At 67.2% G+C, this 19,542-nt stretch carries 19 protein-coding genes and 1 pseudogene; 5 read left to right on the forward strand and 15 right to left on the reverse strand.

All coding sequences use genetic code 11. The annotated features are described in order from the left end of the window. Nucleotides 1-290 precede the first annotated feature (290 nt). Together ASG75_RS11350 and ASG75_RS11355 are read left to right on the forward strand one after the other, a co-directional pair. On the forward strand, nt 291-1,007 hold the full coding sequence (locus tag ASG75_RS11350; RefSeq protein WP_056388934.1) for a glycosyltransferase family 2 protein: 717 nt from the start codon (nt 291-293) through the stop codon (nt 1,005-1,007). Between the two features lie 64 nt (nt 1,008-1,071). After that, a complete protein-coding gene (locus tag ASG75_RS11355; RefSeq protein ID WP_056388936.1) occupies nt 1,072-1,440 on the forward strand; it encodes a DUF488 domain-containing protein in 369 nt (122 codons plus the stop codon). A gap of 16 nt (nt 1,441-1,456) precedes the next feature. Here ASG75_RS11355 and ASG75_RS11360 read toward each other — a convergent pair whose 3' ends face one another. Together ASG75_RS11360 and ASG75_RS11365 are read right to left on the reverse strand one after the other, a co-directional pair. Next, the gene (locus tag ASG75_RS11360; RefSeq protein ID WP_056388938.1) at nt 1,457-2,398 is read right to left on the reverse strand and encodes a patatin-like phospholipase family protein; all 942 of its coding nucleotides are present in this window, start codon (nt 2,396-2,398) and stop codon (nt 1,457-1,459) included. Between the two features lie 3 nt (nt 2,399-2,401). Then, nucleotides 2,402-3,385, reverse strand: coding sequence for a YafY family protein (locus ASG75_RS11365; protein ID WP_056388941.1), 984 nt, complete (start codon nt 3,383-3,385; stop codon nt 2,402-2,404). A gap of 106 nt (nt 3,386-3,491) precedes the next feature. Here ASG75_RS11365 and ASG75_RS11370 point away from each other — a divergent pair, with 106 nt between their 5' ends. Beyond that, entirely contained in the window at nt 3,492-4,400 is a 909-nt protein-coding gene (locus ASG75_RS11370; protein ID WP_235580201.1) for a hypothetical protein, read from the forward strand. A 99-nt stretch (nt 4,401-4,499) separates the two neighbouring features. Beyond that, on the forward strand, nt 4,500-5,309 hold the full coding sequence (locus tag ASG75_RS11375) for a DUF481 domain-containing protein (RefSeq protein WP_056389381.1): 810 nt from the start codon (nt 4,500-4,502) through the stop codon (nt 5,307-5,309). Nucleotides 5,310-5,382: 73 nt separating this feature from the next. Here the strand turns inward: ASG75_RS11375 and hemC are convergent, their stop codons facing one another. Continuing rightward, nucleotides 5,383-6,300 (reverse strand): hydroxymethylbilane synthase, encoded by a 918-nt coding sequence (hemC, locus tag ASG75_RS11380; RefSeq protein WP_056388944.1) that lies wholly within the window; start codon nt 6,298-6,300, stop codon nt 5,383-5,385. 123 nt (nt 6,301-6,423) lie between these two features. On the opposite strand from hemC, the gene ASG75_RS11385 reads away from it, so the two are divergent. Next, a complete protein-coding gene (locus ASG75_RS11385) occupies nt 6,424-7,179 on the forward strand; it encodes a Bax inhibitor-1/YccA family protein (RefSeq protein WP_056388949.1) in 756 nt (251 codons plus the stop codon). Between the two features lie 33 nt (nt 7,180-7,212). Here ASG75_RS11385 and ASG75_RS11390 read toward each other — a convergent pair whose 3' ends face one another. The 12 genes and pseudogenes from ASG75_RS11390 to ASG75_RS11440 form a co-directional block, all read right to left on the reverse strand. Beyond that, nucleotides 7,213-8,394 (reverse strand): ATP-binding protein, encoded by a 1,182-nt coding sequence (locus ASG75_RS11390; protein ID WP_056389383.1) that lies wholly within the window; start codon nt 8,392-8,394, stop codon nt 7,213-7,215. A gap of 154 nt (nt 8,395-8,548) precedes the next feature. Beyond that, the gene (tkt, locus tag ASG75_RS11395; RefSeq protein ID WP_056388951.1) at nt 8,549-10,597 is read right to left on the reverse strand and encodes a transketolase; all 2,049 of its coding nucleotides are present in this window, start codon (nt 10,595-10,597) and stop codon (nt 8,549-8,551) included. Between the two features lie 119 nt (nt 10,598-10,716). Continuing rightward, complete coding sequence (pgm, locus tag ASG75_RS11400; protein ID WP_056388954.1) at nt 10,717-12,363, reverse strand: phosphoglucomutase (alpha-D-glucose-1,6-bisphosphate-dependent); 1,647 nt, start codon at nt 12,361-12,363, stop codon at nt 10,717-10,719. Beyond that, nucleotides 12,360-14,009, reverse strand: coding sequence for a glucose-6-phosphate isomerase (pgi, locus tag ASG75_RS11405; protein WP_056388957.1), 1,650 nt, complete (start codon nt 14,007-14,009; stop codon nt 12,360-12,362). Before pgi ends, pgm begins: the two co-directional genes overlap by 4 nt. Next, a complete protein-coding gene (gene tal / locus ASG75_RS11410; RefSeq protein WP_056388959.1) occupies nt 14,006-15,109 on the reverse strand; it encodes a transaldolase in 1,104 nt (367 codons plus the stop codon). The genes pgi and tal overlap by 4 nt, the downstream gene beginning before the upstream one ends. Before the next feature lie 38 nt (nt 15,110-15,147). Beyond that, a complete protein-coding gene (locus ASG75_RS11415; RefSeq protein ID WP_056388963.1) occupies nt 15,148-15,864 on the reverse strand; it encodes an HAD family hydrolase in 717 nt (238 codons plus the stop codon). Further along, entirely contained in the window at nt 15,858-17,264 is a 1,407-nt protein-coding gene (zwf, locus tag ASG75_RS11420) for a glucose-6-phosphate dehydrogenase (protein ID WP_056388970.1), read from the reverse strand. Before zwf ends, ASG75_RS11415 begins: the two co-directional genes overlap by 7 nt. Nucleotides 17,265-17,572: 308 nt before the next feature. Further along, a complete protein-coding gene (locus ASG75_RS11425) occupies nt 17,573-17,986 on the reverse strand; it encodes an MAPEG family protein (RefSeq protein WP_056388972.1) in 414 nt (137 codons plus the stop codon). 220 nt (nt 17,987-18,206) lie between these two features. Then, nucleotides 18,207-18,602, reverse strand: a complete 396-nt coding sequence (locus ASG75_RS11430; protein ID WP_157616943.1) for an IS3 family transposase — start codon at nt 18,600-18,602, stop codon at nt 18,207-18,209. Further along, on the reverse strand, nt 18,599-18,889 hold the full coding sequence (locus tag ASG75_RS16680; RefSeq protein ID WP_056388978.1) for a transposase: 291 nt from the start codon (nt 18,887-18,889) through the stop codon (nt 18,599-18,601). Before ASG75_RS16680 ends, ASG75_RS11430 begins: the two co-directional genes overlap by 4 nt. A 52-nt stretch (nt 18,890-18,941) precedes the next feature. Next, nucleotides 18,942-19,115, reverse strand: a pseudogene (locus ASG75_RS16685) (transposase); the annotation flags it as partial. Nucleotides 19,116-19,188: 73 nt separating this feature from the next. Then, complete coding sequence (locus ASG75_RS11440; RefSeq protein WP_056388981.1) at nt 19,189-19,494, reverse strand: hypothetical protein; 306 nt, start codon at nt 19,492-19,494, stop codon at nt 19,189-19,191. Between the last annotated feature and the right edge of the window lie 48 nt (nt 19,495-19,542).

The raw sequence follows: 19,542 nt of genomic DNA on the forward strand, positions 1-19,542 counted from the left end.
GGGCTGGGGTGGGGTCGCTCTTGATCGTGTCTTTCAAGTCAAAGGCAAACCCCCTCGCCTGAAGGAAGTCCCTTTGGGACACCTCGAATAACCCTGCTTCAAGCTCGTCATCCCAGCGAAAGCTGGGATCCAGCGACTCCAAGCCCTTGAAACGCAACGGCACTGGATTCCAGCTTTCGCTGTCGAGATTCCCCTTGGGATGCGCAGGGGAGGAGCCGTCTGCGCTTTGGCATTAAACTGCCCCGTTGCTGCGTCAGGCGCAGCGCCCGTTCCGCTGAAAGGCCTGCCCCATGCCGCAACTCTCCGTCGTCGTCCCCGTCTTCAACGAACGCGACAACATTCCGCCGCTGCTGGCCGAGATCGCCGCCGCGCTGCGCGGCCGGGTCGACTACGAAGTGATCTACGTCGACGACGATTCCAGCGACGACAGCCGCGCCGTGCTCGCCGCGCAGAAGGCGCTGCACCCGGAGCTGCGCGTGCTGCACCACGTCACCCGCAGCGGCCAGAGCACGGCGGTGTGGAACGGCGTGCGTGCGGCTGTGTCGCCGTGGATCGCCACGCTCGACGGCGACGGCCAGAACGACCCGGCCGACATCCCGAAGCTGCTCGCCGCGCGCGACGCGGCATCGGCCGACACGCGGCTGCTCGCCGGCTGGCGCACCACCCGCCGCGACAGCTTCAACAAACGCATCTCCTCGAAGGTCGCCAACGCGGTGCGCTCGCGCATGCTGAAGGACGCCACCCCGGACACCGGCTGCGGCCTGAAGCTGTTCGAGCGCGAGGTATTCCTGCGCCTGCCCTACTTCGACCACATGCACCGCTACCTGCCGGCGCTGGTCAAACGCGCCGGTTTCGCCAGCCAGAGCGTGCCGGTCGGCCATCGCCCGCGCACCGCCGGCGTGTCCAAGTACGGCATGCTTGATCGGCTGTGGGTCGGTCTGGCCGACCTGCGTGGCGTGGCGTGGCTGATGCGTCGCGGCAAGGTGACAGCGGTCGAGGAACTCTGATCCAGATCACGTCGGGCTGATCCGGTCGTCGTATGCTGGGGATCTTCCTTTCGGGAGACCGCCCATGAGCATCACCGTCAAACGTGTCTACGAACCGGCCGCGAAAGCCGACGGCTATCGCGTGCTGATCGACCGGTTGTGGCCGCGCGGGCTGAAGAAAGAGGCGGTGCTGCTGGACCTGTGGGCGAAGGAGCTGGCGCCGTCGACCGCCTTGCGCCAGTGGTTCGGGCACGATCCGGCACTGTGGGACGGTTTCCGCCACCGTTACGCCAGCGAGCTGGATGCGCTGGCCGAGCACTGGCAGCCGCTGGCCGAACGGGCCGCGCGGCACCACGTCACCCTGCTCTACGGCGCACGCGACGAAGAGCACAACAACGCGGTGGCGATGAAGGCGTATCTGGAAAACTGGCTGCACACGCACGGCCCGCGTTGAGGCTGAGGCGCGCGACTCAGGCCTCGCGCTGCGGCGTACCGGCGCGCGGCCAGTTCGCCAGCGCCACGCGCGCCTGCACGCGGCCCAGCTCGATCAGTTCGCGCGCGCGGTAGAACTCGTAGGCGAGGGCCATGTTGTGCGGCAGCTGGATCAGCAGATCCGGCGCGTACGCGGCCAGGCGCAGGCGCGACAGGTTCGCCTGCATCAGGTCCATCGACTGCGCCAGCAGTTCGAACGTGCCCGGCTCGCGCGGGCGGATTTCACCACGCGGGATCATCCGGCCGATGAACTCGCCGATGCGGTGGCGATAGCCGTTTTCCACGGTCGTCGGCTGGATCGGCGGTTCCGGCGGCGTGACCGTCACCGCCGGGCCGTCCACGCTGACCGCGATCAGGTAGTCCGCGGTTTCGCGGATCAGCGGCGTCACCGGCACCGGATTGAGCAGGGCGCCGTCGACCAGCCGGCGGCCGTCGATGAGGTGCGGGCGGAACACCGTGGGGATCGCGATCGACGCGCGGATCGCATCGAACAGGCCGCCGCGGCTCAGCCACACCTCGCGGCCGCGCTCGATGTCGGTGGCCACCGCGGTGAAGGTCAGCGGCAGCTCCTCGATCTGCACGTCGCCGATCAGCCCGCGCATGGTCTCGATGATCTTTTCGCCCTTGATCAGGCCGCCGCCGGTGAACGTCCAGTCGACCAGCTTGAGCACGTCGAGCTTGGCCAGCGCGCAGACCCAGTCGCGATACACGTCGAGCTTGCCCGCCGCATGGATGCCGCCGATCAGCGCACCCATCGAGGCGCCCGCGATCGCCACGATCTGGAAACCCTGCGCCTCGATTTCCTCGATCACGCCGATGTGCGCCAGCCCCTTCGCGCCGCCGGCACCGAGTGCCAGCGCCACGGTCGGCTTGCGCGGCACGGGTGCCGGGGCGGCAGTGGCGACATCGGCGGCGCCCATCGCTCAGCCTTGCGGCGGCTGGTAGCCGCCGAGGGCCAGCTGCAGCAGGATCTTCATTTCCTCGCGCAGCGACAGCGGCGCCACGATCTCCGCGTCCGGGCCGTACTTCAGCACGTCCATCAGCAGTTCCTTCGAGTTGGAGTAGGGCAGCTTCAGCTCGTAGCGGCCGTCCGGCAGCCACTCGCCCTTCTGCTGCGAATGCCAGTGCTCGTCGGCGACCCAGCGAGCGGCGTGCTGCGAAAAACGGATCGTCGCCCACGCCTTCGGCTTGCCGGCGAAGATGCCGTAGCTGGAGGCGAGCAGCTCGTTGAGGTCGGCATCGGCCACGTCGGTGGCGGCTGTGTCCAGCGCCTGCGCGTCGGCGATGCGGTCGACCGCGAAGCTGCGCAGCGCGTGGCGGTCGTGGTCCCACACGTCGAGGTACCAGTTGTCGCGGTAGTGGGTCAGCCGCTGCGGCGACACCGTGCGGCGGCTGTCCGCGTTGGTGGTGCGTGCGCGATAGCGGAAGCGCAGCTGTTTGCGCTCCAGCACCGCGCCGGCGACGATGCGAAACACCTGCTGGTCGAGCTTGCGTTCGCCCCAGGCGACCACGCGGATGCGCTCGATCGGCAGCGCCTTGCCGCTGTCCTGATGCGACAGCAGGCCCTCGATGCGCGCCTTGAACGGCGCCAGCGCGCCGGCCAGCACGCCGGGGCCGGAGCGGCTGATCAGCTCGTTCAGCGCCAGCAGCGCGGCCAGTTCGTCGGACGTCAGCCACAGCCCGGGCAGCTCGAACTTCGCGCCCTCGCCCACTTCATAGCGGAACGCGGCCTGGTCGGTGCCGGCGCTTTCGATCGGCGCGCCCAGCGCATCGCGCAGGAAGGCCACATCGCGGTACAGCGTGGCGCGCGAGCACTCCAGCTCGCCGAGCAGGCGCGACAGCGGAATCGGGTAGTGCGCCGACTTCAGCAGTCGGTGCAGGGTCAGTATGCGTTCGTAGCGATCCATGGGGTCGTCGGCATATCGTGGGGAAGAGGCGTTGTGTAGCATGGCGGCGGCCTGTGGCGGCCGCAAGTCGCCGCGTGCATCGCCACCGACTCCCATTGGACGTCCCATGCCGCCCATCCGCGAACTGTCGCCCGACGCCATGCCCGACCCCGACGCCAGCGGTGTCCACGCGCACCTGCCGGGTTACGCGGAGATCCTGCTGCGGGTGCTGGCGATCAGCGGCTACGGCCTGTGGATCTGGCTCGGCATGGGCCTGGCGCTGGGGATGGAGCAGATCGGCCGCTGCGACATGCGGATGCCGTTGATACTCGGCACCGCGCTGGTCGGTGCCGGCCTGCTGCTGGTTTGCCTGCGGCTGCCGGCGGCATCGGACTGGTACGGCTGGCAGCCCGGCCGCGACCGCTGGCCCACCCGCGCGGCGCTGATGGCGCTGGTGACCTTCCTGCCGGTACTGCTGGTGATCATCCTGGGCGATGGCCACGGGCATACCCTGGCGATGCGCGTGGCCGGGGCGGTGCTGATGCTGTGCAGCCTGGTCAGCCTGGTCTATACGGCCTACCGCTACCGCAGCCAGTTGTCGCCCGGCCTGCAGCGGGTGTCGTCGTCGCTGCCGGTGAGCCGACTGGTCACCGCCTGGTATGGCGGCGGGCTGTGGCTATGGTTGTGCACGATGGCGCAGGGCGGGCTGGAGCCGCCGCACAGCGTATATCCCTGGATTCTGCTGCTGCTGGCGCTGGCCTTGCTGCTGGGCCTGCTCGAAGGCATGCGCTGGCAGTCGTTGGGCGCACCGCATGGCGGGGGCAGCGACATGGACATGCGCAACGTGCCGCCGGCGCGCTTCGTGGCGGCGCTCTTCGTCTACGTGCTGCCGTGCGCCGCGCTGCTGCTGACCGAACGCTTCGGCGGTGGCCTGCTGGCCGCGGCGGTGGCGGTGCCCAGCTGCCTGCTGGGCAAGATGCTGGAACAGCACGTCTACGAAACGGCGCTGGCAGGCGAATTGCTGGCGGCCGGGTGAAGCACGTGCGGATGGCTTTGCAGCGCCGTTCATTGCGAGTTCAAGCCGTCCCGTTAAGGTAGCTAGCTTACTTTTGTTTAACAAATGGATCGTTTCTCGATGAAAAAGACCTTGATCGCCGGCCTGCTGCTGGCTGCCTTCGCAAGCTTCGCCGTCCAGGCTCAGGACGCCGACACCAGCCCGGCCAACAACGGCGGCTGGACCGGTTCGGGCGAATTCGGTTTTGCCTCGGCCACCGGCAACTCCCGCTCGGAGAACGTCAACGCCAAGCTTGGCCTGAGCCAGGAAAACGAGCAGTGGAAGAACAACTTCTTCATCGACGCGCTGCGCTCGAAGAGCCAGCAGACCGTGGTCGATACGGCCGGCAACACCGTCGAGCAGTTCAACACCACCGCGAACCGCTATGACGGCGGTGCCTCGGTCGGCCTCAAGCTCGACCCGCGCAGCTACATCGTCGGCGCCGCCCGTTACGAGCACGACGACTTCGGCGCGAACCTGTGGCAGGGCATCGTCTCGCTCGGCTACGGCTACATCGCGCTGAAGGACGAGCGCAACGAGCTGTCGTTCGAAATCGGCCCTGGTTACAAGCGTTACCGCCCGGCCGACGTCGACACGGTGGTCGGTGGCGTGGTGGTGCACCAGCAGCAGCCGACCGAGGGCGAGATAGTTGCCCGCGGCCTGGCCAACTACAAGTACAAGCTCACCGAGAACACCGCGTTCGAGGACACGTTCCTGATGGAAGCGGGTTCGAAGAACACCTACCTGCAGAACGACGCGGGCCTGGCGGTCAGCATGACCACCAAGCTGGCGCTGAAGGTCGGCTTCCAGGTGCGCCACAACAGCGACGTGCTGCCGGGCACCAAGAAGACCGACACGCTGACCACCACCAACCTGGTCTACAGCTTCTAAGCCGCTACTTCCGAAGCGCGGCCATGACGGCCCTTCCGCGTCGGCGGGAGGGCCGTTTGCGTGAGGTGGTGTCTCAGAGCCCGAGCAGGGTGCCGGCGCCCTGCGCCAGCAGCGTCGCCGCCACCTTGCGGCCCAGCGCGACCGCCTGGTCGCTGGGGCCGCTGGCTTCGGCGTGCAGCAACCGGCCGCTGGCCGCGTCGCCGACCAGGCCGCGCAGGTGCAGGCCGTGTTCGCCCAGCATGCACCAGGCGCCGATCGGCACGGTGCAGCTGCCGCCCAGGGCCTGGTTCATCGCGCGCTCGGCGCTCACGGTGAGCCGGGTATCGGCATCGTCCAGTACGGCCAGCAGCGCCAGCACGCCGACCTGGCCCTCGCGCGCCTCGATCGCGATCGCCGCCTGGCCCGGCGCCGGCAGCCAGTCCGGCGCGGCCAGCCGCGCGCGGATGCGCGTGGCCAGGCCCAGCCGTTCCAGCCCGGCGCAGGCCAGCACGATCGCGTCGTAGTGGCCGGCGTCGAGTTTGCCCAGCCGGGTGCCGACGTTGCCGCGCAGGTCGAGCAGGACCAGATCCGGCCGCAGCGCGCGCAACTGCGCCTGCCGCCGCAACGACGAGGTGCCGACGCGCGCGCCGTGGGGCAGCGCGGCGAGGTCGGCGTAATCGTTGCTGACGAACGCATCGGCCGCATCCGCGCGCGGCAGGATCGCCGGCAGCACGAAGCCCGGCTCCAGCTGCGCCGGCACGTCCTTCAGCGAATGCACGGCGAGGTCGGCGCGGCCTTCCAGCATCGCCACCTCCAGCTCTTTCAGGAACAGCCCCTTGCCGCCGATCGTGGCCAGCGGCTGGTCCAGGATCTCGTCGCCGCGGGTGCTCATCGGCACCAGCTCCACCGTCAGCCCCGGATGCGCCGCGCGCAGCAGCGCGGCGACGTGCTCGGCCTGCCACAGCGCGAGCGCGCTCTTGCGGGTGGCGATACGCAGGGTGGAAGGGTTCATCGGGACTCCGCGACATTCGACAGGCTGCCATTGTCGCGTAGTTTCCGCGTGCCGGCACAACGGCACGTTGGCGCAGGGCGACGGCAAAGCCGCTACGATGGCGGCAAACCACGGGAGCAGATCATGCAAAGCGGCAATCCGGCGCTCAACAAGAACACCTTCCTCGACGCCGCCAGCGGCGCGGTATTCACGCGCGGCGACGAAGCGATGACGATCAACGGCACGGTCAACAAGACCGGTCTGCTGCTGATCCTGGTCCTGGTCGGCGCGATGTTCAGCTGGGGTCGCTTCAGCGGCCCGGACAGCCTGCCGGCGATGCTGCCGCTGGTGCTCGGCGGCGCGATCGGCGGCCTGGTGCTGGCCCTGGTCACCGTGTTCAAGAAGACCTGGGCGCCGATCACCGCGCCGCTGTACGCCGTGGTGGAAGGCGTCTTCATCGGCGCGCTGTCGGCGATCTTCGAGATGCGCTATCCCGGCATCGTGATGCAGGCGGTGGGGCTGACCTTCGGCACCATGGCGGCGATGCTGCTGGCCTACCGCAGCGGGCTGATTCGTGCCACCGAGAAGTTCAAGCTCGGCATCGTCGCCGCCACCGGCGGCATCATGCTGCTGTACCTGGCGAACTTCGCGATGGGCTTCTTCGGCCACTCGATGGGCTTCATCAGCGGCAGCAGCGGCGTCGGCATCGCGTTCAGCGCGGTGGTGGTGGTGATCGCGGCGCTCAACCTGATCCTCGACTTCGACCTGATCGAAACCGGCGCCCAGTCCGGCGCGCCGAAGTACATGGAGTGGTACGGCGCGTTCGCACTGGTGGTGACCCTGGTCTGGCTGTACCTGGAACTGCTGCGCCTGCTGTCGAAGCTGCAGTCGCGCAACTGAGGATTCTTGTCCCGTCGTGTCGAGGCGCCTCCGTTATGGCGGCAGCGGCATGACGCGCCGCATGAACTCATCGAACAGCGGCACGGTGAAAGCGATCAGGCCGTGTTCCGGTGCGTAGATCATGCCTTTCTTGATCAGGTTGTCGCGGGTTGGTCCCAGGCTGCTTCCGCCCCGGCCCATGGCTTTGGCGACGTCGGATGACCGCTGGGGGCCTTCGCCAAGTTCTGCCAGGTAACGCATGTAGTCGCGTTCCAGCGGTGTCAACCGGTCGAAGCGCACACGAAAGAAGGATTGGTCCAACTTGCGGATGGACTGGTCGGTAGCGGCAGTGGCGGCGTCCACCGTGATGACCTTGGCAGCAGCCACGTTCCATGCGTTGTAACCCCATTCCTGCAGAAAGTAAGGATAGCCACGGGTCTGCGCATAGATTTCCGCCAGTGCGGCGTCCTCGATACGGGCGCCTTCTTCCTCCACGGGTTCGCGGATCGCTTTGTATGCATCCTCTTCCAGCAGCCTGTCCAGTCGCGGAAAATCGAACAGCCGTTCGGCATAACTCTTGGCATCGCCGGCCTGGCCTGCCAACTGCGGCAAGCCCGCACCGAACAGCAACAGCGGCAATCCCGCCTGGTTTATGGCGTGAATGGCGCGAATCAGCGCTCCCAGTTCCACGCGCGGCACGTATTGCAGTTCGTCGATCAACAAGGCCACCGGACGGGAGGCCGCCTGCGCGGCTCGTGCAGCAGCTACCAGAACGTCCTTGATGTCTGCTTCCAGATCGCCGCTGTCCGCCTGTCCGATTTCCGGGTCCACGCCCAAGGTCACGTCCACGCCGCCGGCGCTTGCGGTGACATTGCCGATGAAGCTGCGCAGCACGCGGAGACTTCTTTTCACGGCTTCGATGGCCTGCGCGCTTCGATCCAGTTGCAGGAGCACCTTGCGTAGGGTGTGTATCAGCAACTGGCGCAAATCTTCGCCGTCGCGTGCTTCGATCTGCTCGATGAGATAACCCCGTTCACTGGCTTCCCGGGCGATCTCGTTCAGCAATACGGTCTTGCCCACGCCGCGCAAGCCAAGAATCATCAATGACTTGGCGTGCCGACCGCGCTTGGTGCGTTCCAGTGCGGTGATGGCTTGGCTGAGCACCTCCGAGCGTCCGGCCAGTTCGGGTGGACTGACGCCGGCACCGGGATTGAAGGGATTGCTGTAGGGATCCATGGCCATCTCTAGCGAGTTCTTGGCATTTATAGCAAGAATTGCATAGAAGTTGATATAAGCCGTTAATAAATGCTCGGGCGCGCCTTCCGTCCGTCGCCTTGATGGTTTGTCGGGACACGTTTTGTGATCCCGCACGATTGCGCGGGATTCGGTGTTACCGAGCCAGCAACGCCTTCGCCCGCTTCACGACGTTGTCGACGGTAAAGCCGAATTCGCGCAGCAGCACCTCGGCGGGGGCGGAGGCGCCGAAGTGGTCGATGCCGAGCATGTCGCCCTTCGCGCCGACGTAGCGGTCCCAGCCTTGCGAGACGCCCAGTTCCACCGCTAGCCGTGCTGAAACATCAGGCGGCAGTACGCTGTCGCGATACGCCTGCGGCTGCGCATCGAACAGCTCCCAGCTCGGCATCGAGACGCAGCGCACGGCGATGCCGTCGGCCTGCAGCTGCTCGGCGGCTTCGACGATCAGGCCGACCTCGGAGCCGCTGGCGATGAGGATCAGTGACGGCTTGCCGTCCTTTGCATCGCTGAGCACATACGCACCTTTGCGCAAGCCGTCGGCGCTGGCGTAGCGACTGCGGTCCAGCGTGGGCACGTTCTGCCGGGTCAATGCCAGCAGCACCGGCCGTTTCCTCGTTTCCAGCGCCACCTTCCACGCCACCGCGGTTTCGTTCGCATCGGCGGGTCGGATCACGCTGAGGTTGGGGATCGCGCGCAGGCTGGCCAGCTGTTCCACCGGCTGGTGGGTGGGGCCGTCCTCGCCCAGCGCCACGCTGTCGTGGGTGAACACGTGCACCACGTGGAGGCCCATCAGTGCGGCCAGGCGGATCGCCGGGCGCATGTAGTCGGAGAAGATCAGGAAGGTCGAACCGTACGGCACGAAGCCGCCGTGCACGGCCAGCCCGTTCGCGATCGCGCCCATCGCATGCTCGCGCACGCCGAAGTGCAGGTTGCGCCCGGCATGGCTCCAGCCGCCGCCGTCGGAACCCTGGCTGTCCTCGCCTGCCGCCAGCGGCGGATTGAAGTCGCCCAGGTCCTTCAGCGCGGTGTGGGTGGACGGATCGAGGTCGGCCGAGCCGCCGCCCAGCGCGGGCAGTTTCGGTGCGACCGCGTTCATCACCTTGCCGCCGGCGACGCGGGTGGCGAGGCCCTTGGCGTCAGCGGGAAACACCGGGATATCCGCGTCCCAGCCCGTCGGCAGTTCGCCATCCAGACGGCCCTGCAACTCGGTGGCCAGCTCGGGGAAGGCTTTCGTATAGACGTCCATACGGCTATTCCATGCGCGTTCTTCCTCCACGCCGCGGTCTAGCGCCTCGCGGAAATGTGCCAGCGCGGGCGGCGGCAGCAGGAAATCCGGTTCGACCGGCCAGCCCAGCTTCTCCTTCGTCTTCCTGACGTCCTCGACGCCCAGCGGCGAGCCGTGCGCCTTGAACGTGTCCTGCTCGGGCGAGCCGTAGCCGATGTGCGTGCGCACCAGGATCAGCGAGGGCCGGGTGGTGTCGGCGCGGGCAGCGTCCAGCGCGGCATGGATCGCGGCCAGGTCGTTGCCGTCGGCCACCTGGATGGTCTGCCAGCCGTACGCCTCGAAGCGTTTCGCGCGATCTTCGGAGAAGGTGATGTCGGTGCCGCCGGCCAGCGTCACATAGTTGTCGTCGTACAGGCACACCAGCTTGCCCAGCTTGAGATGACCGGCCAGCGACGCCGCCTCGCTGGCCACGCCTTCCATCAGGTCGCCGTCGCTGACGATGGCCCAGGTGTGGTGGTCGATCACGCCGTGGCCGTCGCGGTTGTAGCGTGCGGCCAGATGCGCCTCGCCGATCGCCATGCCCACCGCGTTCGCCAGGCCCTGACCAAGCGGGCCGGTGGTGATCTCGACGCCTGGCGTGTGGCCGTACTCGGGATGCCCGGGCGTCTTGCTGCCCCACTGGCGGAACTGCTGGAGGTCGTCCAGGGTGAGGTCGTAGCCGGTGGCGAACAGCAGGCTGTACAGCAGCGCCGAACCGTGGCCGGCGGACAGCACGAAGCGGTCGCGGTCGGGCCAGTGCGGATTGGCGGGGTTGTGCTTCAGGTGCTGCGTCCACAGCGCGTAGGCCATCGGCGCGGCGCCCAGCGGCAGACCGGGGTGGCCGCTGTTGGCCTTCTGCACCATGTCCACCGACAGGAAACGCAGCAGGTCGATGCATTGCTGGTCGAGGGTGTGGGACATGGCGGTTCTCCGGGTGAGTGGGGGTACTCCCGTCATCCCCGCGGAAGCGGGGACCCAGTGTCTTTTCCCTTGAAGTCACTGGATTCCCGCCTGCGCGGGAATGACGGACAAAGGCAAGCTCAGGTCAGCGCGCTATCGACGATGCTCTGGGCTTCCTTCAACAACGCTTGCAGGTGTTCTTCGCTCTGGAAGCTTTCGGCGTAGACCTTGTAGATCGCCTCGGTGCCGGACGGCCGCGCGGCGAACCAGCCGCTGGCGGCGACGGCCTTGATGCCGCCGATCGCGGCGCCGTTGCCGGGCGCCTTGTCCAGCACCTGCTCGATCTTCTCGCCGGCCAGCTGGTCGCTCTTCAATTGATCGGGCGACAGTTTCGCCAGCTTCGCCTTCTGCGCCGGCGTGGCGGCGGCGTCGACGCGGCTGGCGAATGGCTTGCCGAGTTCGCGGGTCAGCTGCGCATACAGCTCGCCCGGGTCCTTGCCCTCGCGTGCGGTGATCTCGGCCGACAGCAGCGCCGGCACCAGGCCATCCTTGTCGGTGGACCAGGCCGTGCCGTCGCGGCGCAGCAGCGAGGCGCCGGCGCTTTCCTCGCAGCCGAAGCCGAGTGAGCCGTCGAACAGGCCCGGCGCAAACCACTTGAAGCCGACCGGCGCCTCGTACAGCCGTCGTCCCAGCCGTTTCGCCACGCGGTCGATCAGCGCGGTGCTGACCACGGTCTTGCCCACCGCGGCATGCGCGCCCCACTGCGGCCGATGGCGGAACAGGTAGTCGACCAGCACCGAAAGATAGTGGTTCGGCTCCATCAGCCCGCTGCTGCGGGTAACGATGCCGTGGCGGTCGTGGTCGGTGTCGCAGGCGAACGCCACGTCGTAGCGGTCCTTCAACCCGATCAGCCGCTGCATCGCGTACTTCGACGACGGGTCCATGCGGATCTTGCCGTCCCAGTCCGCGCTCATGAAGGCGAACTGCGGGTCGACCACCGAACTGACCACGGTGAGGTCGAGCTTGTAGCGATCGGCGATCGGCGCCCAGTAGTGCACGCCGGCGCCGCCCAGCGGGTCGACGCCCATGTGCACGCCGGCGCCGCGGATGACGTCGAAGTCGACGATGTTCGCGAGGTCGGCGACGTAGCTGTTGAGATAGTCGTGTTCGTGCGTGGTGGCCGCCTTGCGTGCCTGCGCGTACGGCATCCGGCGCACTTCCTTCAGGCCGCCTTCGAGCAGGGCGTTGGCGCGGTTCTCCACCCACTTGGTGATGTCGCTGTCGGCCGGGCCGCCGTTGGTCGGGTTGTACTTGAAGCCGCCGTTGTCCGGCGGGTTGTGCGACGGCGTGATCACGATGCCGTCGGCGAGGCCCGAGCTGCGGCCACGGTTGTAGACCAGGATCGCGTGCGATACCGCCGGCGTCGGGGTGTATTCGCCGCCGCTGGAAATCATCGCTTCGACGCCGTTCGCGGCCAGCACTTCCAGCGCGTTCTCGAACGCCGGCTGCGACAGTGCGTGGGTGTCAGCGCCGATGAACAGCGGGCCGTCGATACCTTTCGAACGGCGGTACTCGCAGATCGCCTGGCTGATCGCCAGGATGTGCGCCTCATTGAAGCTGCGCTCGAACGAGTTGCCGCGATGGCCGGAGGTGCCGAAGGCCACGCGCTGCGCCGGCACCGACGGGTCGGGCTTCAGGTCCGCATACGCGGCCAGCAGTTGCGGGATGTCGACCAGGATCGACGACGGTGCCGGCTTGCCGGCGAGAGGGCTGATCTGCTGGCTCATGGACCTTCCGTTGTCTGGCTGTCGCGCAGCTGGCGATAGCGGCGAATCAAGGCGTTGGTGGAGCTGTCGTGCGCGAGCGCGGGCTCGCTCGGTGCGGTCAGTTCGGCGATGGTGGTCTTCGCCAGTTGCTTGCCCAGTTCCACGCCCCACTGGTCGAACGAGTCGATACCCCAGATGGCGCCCTGCACGAACACGCTGTGCTCGTACAGCGCGATCAGACTGCCGAGCACGCGCGGCGTCAGCCGCTGCGCGAGGATCGTGGTGCTGGGTCGGTTGCCGGGGAAGGTGCGGTGCGGGGCCAGGGCCGCATCGGTGCCGGCGGCACGCACTTCCTCGGCCGTCTTGCCGAACGCCAGCGCCTCGCCCTGGGCAATCAGGTTCGCCATCAGCAGATCGTGCTGATCGCCGAGCGGATTGAGCGGCTGCCCGAAACCGATGAAATCGCACGGCACCAGGCGCGTGCCCTGGTGGATCAGCTGATAGAACGAGTGCTGCCCGTTGGTGCCCGGCTCGCCCCAGTAGATCGGCCCGGTGGCGTAGTCGACCGCGCTGCCGTCCAGCGTGACGCGCTTGCCGTTGCTCTCCATGGTCAGCTGCTGCAGGTAGGCGGGGAAGCGTTTCAGGTACTGCTCGTACGGCAGCACCGCCACCGTGGCGGCGTCGAGGAAGTTGCTGTTCCAGATGCCGAGCAGGCCCATCAGCGCCGGCAGGTTGCGTTCCAGCGGTGCGTGGCGGAAGTGTTCGTCCATCGCGTGGAAGCCGGCGAGCATCGCGCGGAAATGCTCCGGGCCGATCGCCAGCATGGTGGACAGGCCGATCGCCGAATCCATCGAGTAGCGCCCGCCCACCCAGTCCCAGAAGCCGAACATGTTGGCGGTGTCGATGCCGAACTTCGCCACCTCGTCGGCATTGGTGGAAACCGCCACGAAGTGCTTCGCCACCGCCGACTCGTCGCCCAGCGCGGCGAGGCACCAGGCGCGCGCGGCGTGCGCGTTGGCCAGCGTTTCCAGCGTGGTGAAGGTCTTCGAGCAGACGATGAACAGCGTCTCGGCGGCGTCCAGTTCGCGCACGGCCTCGGCGAAGTCGGTGCCGTCCACGTTGGAGACGAAGCGGAACGTCATGTCGCGCCGGCTGTAGTCGCGCAGCGCCTCGTACGCCATCACCGGGCCGAGATCCGAACCGCCGATGCCGATGCTGATCACGTTGCGAATGCGCCGGCCGCCGTGGCCCAGCCACGCGCCGCTGCGCACCTTGTCCGAGAACGCGGCCATGCGGTCGAGCACCTCGTGCACGTCCGCCACCACGTCGTGGCCGTCGACCAGGATCTTCTCGCCCGCCGGCGCGCGCAGCGCCACGTGCAGCACGGCGCGGTTCTCGGTGGTGTTGATCTTGTCGCCGCGGAACATCGACTCGATCCGCTGCGGCAGGCCGCACGCCTCGGCCAATTCGCGCAGCAGGCGCAGGGTATCGGCGTCGACGCGCTGCTTGGAATAATCCAGATACAGGCCGACGTCCTCGACGACGAATCGTTCGCCGCGCCGCGGGTCGGCGGCGAACAGCTCGCGCAGGTGCTGCTGGCCCAGGGTGGTGACGTGCTGCTGCAGCGCCTGCCACTGCGGGCGCGTGGTGAGGGCGAGGTGGCTCATCGGGCAATCGGTTCCCGCGATTTCGCGTCGAGCGCGCTGGCCTTGTCGGCGATTCGCTGCAGCAACTGCTGCCACGATTTCACGAACGCCGCGGCGCCGTCCTGCTGCAGCTTCAGCGCCAAGGCGTCGATGTCCACGCCGGCCTTGGCGACCTGCGCCAGCAGCGCATCCGCATCGCCGCCGTCATCCGGCAGCACGCCGTGCAGCTGGCCGTGATCGGCGAACGCGTGCAGGGTCTTTTCCGGAATCGTGTCGATGGTGTCCGGCGCGGCCAGCGCGCTGACGTACAGCGTGTCCGGTGCGGACGGGTCCTTGACGCCGGTGCTGGCCCACAGCAGGCGCTGCGGCCGGGCGCCGGCGGCGGCGAGTTTCTGCCAGCGCTTCGATGCCAGCAGTTCGCGGTAGGCGCGGTAGGTCTGCCGGCCTACCGCGATGCCCAGTCGGTTGTGCAGCTCGGCCGGCAGCTGCGGGTTGGCGGCCACGTCCCAGCGGCTGATGAACAGCGAGGCGACCGAGCCCACGTGCGGGTCCAGCCCGGCTTCCAGGCGCCGCTCGATGCCGCGCAGGTACGCCTCGGCCACGGCCTGGTAGTGCGCGCAGGAGAACAGCAGGGTCACGTTGATCGGGATGCCGAGGAAGATCGCTTCCTCGATCGCCGGCACGCCTTCGGGGGTGCCGGGAATCTTCACGAACAGGTTGTCGCGATTGCCCTGGTGATGGATGTGCCGCGCCGCCGCGATCGAGCCGGCGGTGTCGGCGGCCAGCAGCGGCGAGACTTCCATCGAGACCCAGCCGTCGACCTGGGCGGTGGCGTCGAACACCGGCTTGAACAGGTCGGCGGCGCGACGCAGATCCTCCAGCGCCAGCTCGGTGAACAGCGCCTCGCCGCCCATGCCGGAGAGCGTCTTGGCGTGGATGCCGGCGTCGTAGGCGTCGCCGCCGCCGATCGCCGCGTCGAAGATGCTCGGGTTCGAGGTCAGTCCGGTGATCGAGTCCTCGGCGATGTAGCGCGCCAGCGTGCCGTCGTCGAGCAGGGTGCGGGTGATGTTGTCCAGCCACAGGCTCTGGCCGAGGTCGTGCAATTGGCGGGTCGCTTTCATGCTTGCTCCATGTTTCCGATGCGATCGATACGAGAATTTCAGTCTGCCGGCAGGTTGATCGCGGGTGCGCTCGGCAGGAAGTCTTCAAGCTTACGCCGGCGCAGATCGCCGATGCACGCGATCGTGAGGTCCGGCGCCGGCTCGATGGTTTCGTCAGCGCTGTCGGCCGCGTAATGGCCTTGGCGCACGAACACCGTGGTCAGCTTGCGGCCCAGGCGCTGCTTCATCGCGGCGAGGATGTGCGGCTTGTCGTCGACCATCACGTAGTGCGCGGCCGGATAGCGCTGCTGCATCGCCACCAGCATCTGCTGCTTGTGCACGTAGACCAGCACCTCGCCGCGCAGCGCTGCCCACAGTCCGGCGCGCTGGATCTTGCGCGGCTGGAACACCACGTCGCCGTCGGAAAGGATGGCCGTGGGCCCCAGCGTGCGCAGATGCGCGATGGTTTCCAGCGCGTGCGGGTACAGCCGGTCGGCGAACGGGTAGTCCAGCAGGTAGGCCGACATCTGCAGCAGCGAGGGGTCGTTGTCCAGGCCGGCACGGAAACGTTGCAGCGCGCCCAGGTAATCGGCGTAACCGGTCTGCTGGCGCAGCTCCTCGTAGATCGTCCAGTAGCGTTCGCGCCCGGCCGGGCCGAACGCTGCTTCCAGCGTCTCGCCGAGGTCGGCGCCGAAGCGGTCGTTGTCGAGCAGGGTGTTGTCCACGTCGAGCAGGAACACCACCGCGGCGGCCTCGGGCGCGTGGTTGCTCAACATGGCTTGCCCTCCTCCATCTGCGGGTCGTGCCAGCCTTCGTCGCCGCGGACGATGCGCGCCGCCGCGGGCGGGCCCCAGCTGCCCGGTTCGTAAAATTCCACCGGACCCTCATGGGCGAGCACGCGGTCGACCACCGCCCACGCCGCCTCCACGCATTCGTCGCTGGTGAACAGCGCGTTGTCGCCGCGGATCGCGTCGCCGAGCAGGCGCTCGTACGGCGACTTCTCCGGCGCCAGGTCATGCCGCACGACCAGCTCCACCGCTTCGCCGCGCATCTCCTCGCCCGGCTGCTTCACCCGCATGCCCTCGGCGATGATCACTTCCGGGCTGAGCCGGAAGCGGAAGTAGTTCGACTGCGTCGCGCCGACCGGGTCGAACACCGACAGCGGCGGCGCCTTCATGTCTACCACCACCTGGGTGGTGGTAAGCGGCAGCTGCTTGCCGGCGCGGATGTAGAACGGCACGCCGGCCCAGCGCCAGGTGTCGATGTGCAGGCGCAGCGCCACGAAGGTCTCCACGTTCGAATCGGCGGCCACGCCCGGCACCTTGCGGTAGCCGCTGAACTGGCCGCGCACCACCTCGGCCGGATCGAGCGGGCGCATCGCGCGGAACAGCCGCAGTTTCTCGGCGCGCAGCGCCTCCGGGTCGTTGCCGATCGGCGCATCCATCGCCAGCAGCGAGGTCACCTGCAGCAGATGGTTCTGCAGCACGTCGCGGATCGCGCCCACCCCTTCGTAGAACGCGCCGCGGCCGTCCACGCCGAACTGCTCGGCCATGGTGATCTGCACGCGGTCCACGTAGCGGTTGTTCCACACCGGCTCCAGCACGGTGTTGGCGAAGCGGAAATACAGCAGGTTCTGCACCGGCTCCTTGCCCAGGTAATGGTCGATGCGGAAGATCGCCGACTCCGGGAACACCGCGTGCAGCGTGCGGTTGAGCGCCTGCGCCGAGGCCAGGTCGCGGCCGAACGGCTTCTCCACCACGATCCGCGCGCCGTCCGCGCAGCCGGCCTGCTGCAGGTTCTTCGCCACCACGCCGAACAGGCTGGGCGGGATCGCCAGGTAGTGCAGCGGCCGCTGCGCCTCGCCCAGCGCCAGCTTCAGTTGCTGGAACGTGGCCGCGTCGTTGTAGTCGCCGTCGACGTAATGCAGCCGCGCCGCCAGCTTCGCGAACGCGGCCTCGTCGACGGTGCCGCCCTGCTCGTGCGCCGCCTGCGCCAGGCTGTCGTGCGCGCGCTGGCGCAGCTGCTCCACGTTCCAGCCCGAATGCGCCACGCCGATGATCGGCAGGTCCAGCCCGTCGCGCAGCATCATCGCCTGCAATGCCGGAAAGATCTTCTTGTAGGCCAGGTCGCCGGTGGCGCCGAAAAAGACCAGGGCATCCGAGCGGGGTGTCGGCATGGTGATGACTCTCTCCATAAGGCTGGCAGGCTTCGTTGCCCGACGCGGCGCGCCAGGCACGCGGTGCGGCGTGGCGCGGTTCCGCCAACATGCCGGACATCGGGTTTACTTTCCAGCCTGCACGCCGGCAGGTTAAGTCGATGCATAAGCCGGGCCGGCCCGGGCGACGCGCTCTCGCTCGTTTGCCCGCCCCTGCCTTGCCTCGATGCCGGCGGCGAACCGGCCTCGGCTTGAATGCGTGGTCGGCCGTCCGCCTGCGTCAGGATGCGCTTGCTCCACCTTGGCGCGAGCGGCGCCCTTCATGCGCCTCACATCAGCGCAAGAAGGCCAACGGCCCAGTACACGCCGATGATCATCTGCACGGCAAAGGCGGAGAAACGAACAGTAACCGCGGCCGCGCTCACCGACGCCAGGTGCACCAGCGACTGGAACACGCGGCAAGCAAGGAACAGATAGGCCGCCGGGTCGGTAACCGAGGTGTGTCCGGTGACGATGGCGACCAGCAACAGCCCGCCAAGCACCGGAAGGCTTTCGACACAGTTGGCATGGGCCCTGGCCAGCCGCTGCATGAAGGGCGAGAGGTTTGCGTTGTCCGGAACGAACCCGTTGGCGGGAATTTTCCTACGCAGGACAAGCTGCGTCCGGATTATTTCCATCAGTACGAGCAGCAGAAGAGCCCAGGCAATGAACCCGGTCAGTGCAATGGCGCTTGGGTGGGTCATGGCGATCCCCTCGCTGGTGAGACCTGGCGCCGTTCTTGCGCCGACGAGACAGCATGAACGGATGGATGTAAAGCGACGCGGCAACACCCTGCACCGCGACCCCGGGCAACTGGCTCAGACGGACGGCCGGCGCCTTGAAATCATCGGTGTACCGATACGTGGTTCTTGGACCCGGTCCGGGCATGCTGAGGACTCCTGAAATGGTAGTTCAGGGTGTCCACTAAAGCGAAGGAACTATCCCGAGCCCCGGTGTGCGCCGATACAGCGTGGCCGAGCAAGCTTGTACGGCATGCTCACGCATCAACCGCTCGATCCGGCGGCGACCCACGGTCTCGCCTTGCTGGCGCAGTTCGGCGTGCACGCGCGGGCTGCCATAGGTTTCCCGGCTGTCGCGGTGCACCCGACGGACCCGATCCATCAGGCGGGCATCCTCCTGCGCGCGTTCGCTGGCCGGGCGATCACGCCAGGCGTAGTAGCCGCTGGCGCTGACACCGAACAGGCGGCAAAGCACTCTCACCGGGACGGCTTCCTGCTGCTGCTCGATGAAGGCAAAGCGTTCACGCCAGGCGTAGTAGCCGCTGGCGCTGACACCGAACAGGCGGCAAAGCACTCTCACCGGGACGGCTTCCTGCTGCTGCTCGATGAAGGCAAAGCGTTCGCTTTTCGAGCGGAAGTGAACGCGATCGCTTTTTTTAAAACGTCATGCTCGATCTTCAGTTGCTCGTAGGCCTTCTTGACCCGCCGCAACTCTTTCAGCTCGGCGGAYACCGCCGGATCGACCGTCACACCCTTCGTCATGATCTCGCCCTCGCGCGCCTGTTTGCGCCAACGAGACAACATGAAGGGATGGATGTAAAGCGACGCGGCGACATCCTGCACCGCGACCCCAGGCAACTGGCTCAAACGACGGCCGTCGCTTTGAATTCGTGGGCGGATCGACCGTCACACCCTTCGTCATGATCTCGCCCTCGCGCGCCTGTTTGCGCCAACGAGACAACATGAAGGGATGGATGTAAAGCGACGCGGCGACATCCTGCACGAGCACGCCGGGAAGCGAACTCAAGCGCACGGCAGTGGCCTTGAATTCGTCGCTGTAGCGAGTGGTGGTTCGGGGGCCTGGCTTGGGCATGGAACACTCCTGAAATGTTAGTTCAGGGTGTCCACTAAAGCGAAGGAACTATCCGTCCGCCTTGAACGAGATGTTAGGCCGCACTGCGCACCTTTGGTACGAGCGTGGCAAGTAAGTAAAGCACAGCTGCCTGAAAAGCACCGCAAGCCGTTAGCCATGTGAGCTGCGCGAACGGCGCTGCAAAAAATGCCGGCGAACGCTCGTAGAAGAAATCAAGTGTGTTGGACGTCGGCAGCGACACGATCAACAACAGAATGTCAGGAAGCATGTGCTCGCGCCCTGCATGAAGCAGCGTCACATCGGTGTACCAAGCCCAAAGTGCCGCCAAGCCAACGACGACCGCATACAACAAAGCCAATATACGAGCGAAGTTTCTCATTGAGGCCTAACGCTGGAGTTAAGCGGCGGCGAAGCCGTCCGCCTTGAA

This window comes from Rhodanobacter sp. Soil772 (assembly GCF_001428385.1).
GTDB lineage: Bacteria > Pseudomonadota > Gammaproteobacteria > Xanthomonadales > Rhodanobacteraceae > Rhodanobacter.

Bases quoted from the DNA above. Each gene is read 5' to 3' on its own strand.
- ASG75_RS11350 (WP_056388934.1), top strand. From the start codon at position 291: ATGCCGCAACTCTCCGTCGTCGTCCCCGTCTTCAACGAACGCGACAAC.
- ASG75_RS11355 (WP_056388936.1), top strand. From the start codon at position 1,072: ATGAGCATCACCGTCAAACGTGTCTACGAACCGGCCGCGAAAGCCGAC.
- ASG75_RS11360 (WP_056388938.1), bottom strand. From the start codon at position 2,398: ATGGGCGCCGCCGATGTCGCCACTGCCGCCCCGGCACCCGTGCCGCGC.
- ASG75_RS11365 (WP_056388941.1), bottom strand. From the start codon at position 3,385: ATGGATCGCTACGAACGCATACTGACCCTGCACCGACTGCTGAAGTCG.
- ASG75_RS11370 (WP_235580201.1), top strand. From the start codon at position 3,492: ATGCCGCCCATCCGCGAACTGTCGCCCGACGCCATGCCCGACCCCGAC.
- ASG75_RS11375 (WP_056389381.1), top strand. From the start codon at position 4,500: ATGAAAAAGACCTTGATCGCCGGCCTGCTGCTGGCTGCCTTCGCAAGC.
- hemC (WP_056388944.1), bottom strand. From the start codon at position 6,300: ATGAACCCTTCCACCCTGCGTATCGCCACCCGCAAGAGCGCGCTCGCG.
- ASG75_RS11385 (WP_056388949.1), top strand. From the start codon at position 6,424: ATGCAAAGCGGCAATCCGGCGCTCAACAAGAACACCTTCCTCGACGCC.
- ASG75_RS11390 (WP_056389383.1), bottom strand. From the start codon at position 8,394: ATGGATCCCTACAGCAATCCCTTCAATCCCGGTGCCGGCGTCAGTCCA.
- tkt (WP_056388951.1), bottom strand. From the start codon at position 10,597: ATGTCCCACACCCTCGACCAGCAATGCATCGACCTGCTGCGTTTCCTG.
- pgm (WP_056388954.1), bottom strand. From the start codon at position 12,363: ATGAGCCAGCAGATCAGCCCTCTCGCCGGCAAGCCGGCACCGTCGTCG.
- pgi (WP_056388957.1), bottom strand. From the start codon at position 14,009: ATGAGCCACCTCGCCCTCACCACGCGCCCGCAGTGGCAGGCGCTGCAG.
- tal (WP_056388959.1), bottom strand. From the start codon at position 15,109: ATGAAAGCGACCCGCCAATTGCACGACCTCGGCCAGAGCCTGTGGCTG.
- ASG75_RS11415 (WP_056388963.1), bottom strand. From the start codon at position 15,864: ATGTTGAGCAACCACGCGCCCGAGGCCGCCGCGGTGGTGTTCCTGCTC.
- zwf (WP_056388970.1), bottom strand. From the start codon at position 17,264: ATGCCGACACCCCGCTCGGATGCCCTGGTCTTTTTCGGCGCCACCGGC.
- ASG75_RS11425 (WP_056388972.1), bottom strand. From the start codon at position 17,986: ATGACCCACCCAAGCGCCATTGCACTGACCGGGTTCATTGCCTGGGCT.
- ASG75_RS11440 (WP_056388981.1), bottom strand. From the start codon at position 19,494: ATGAGAAACTTCGCTCGTATATTGGCTTTGTTGTATGCGGTCGTCGTT.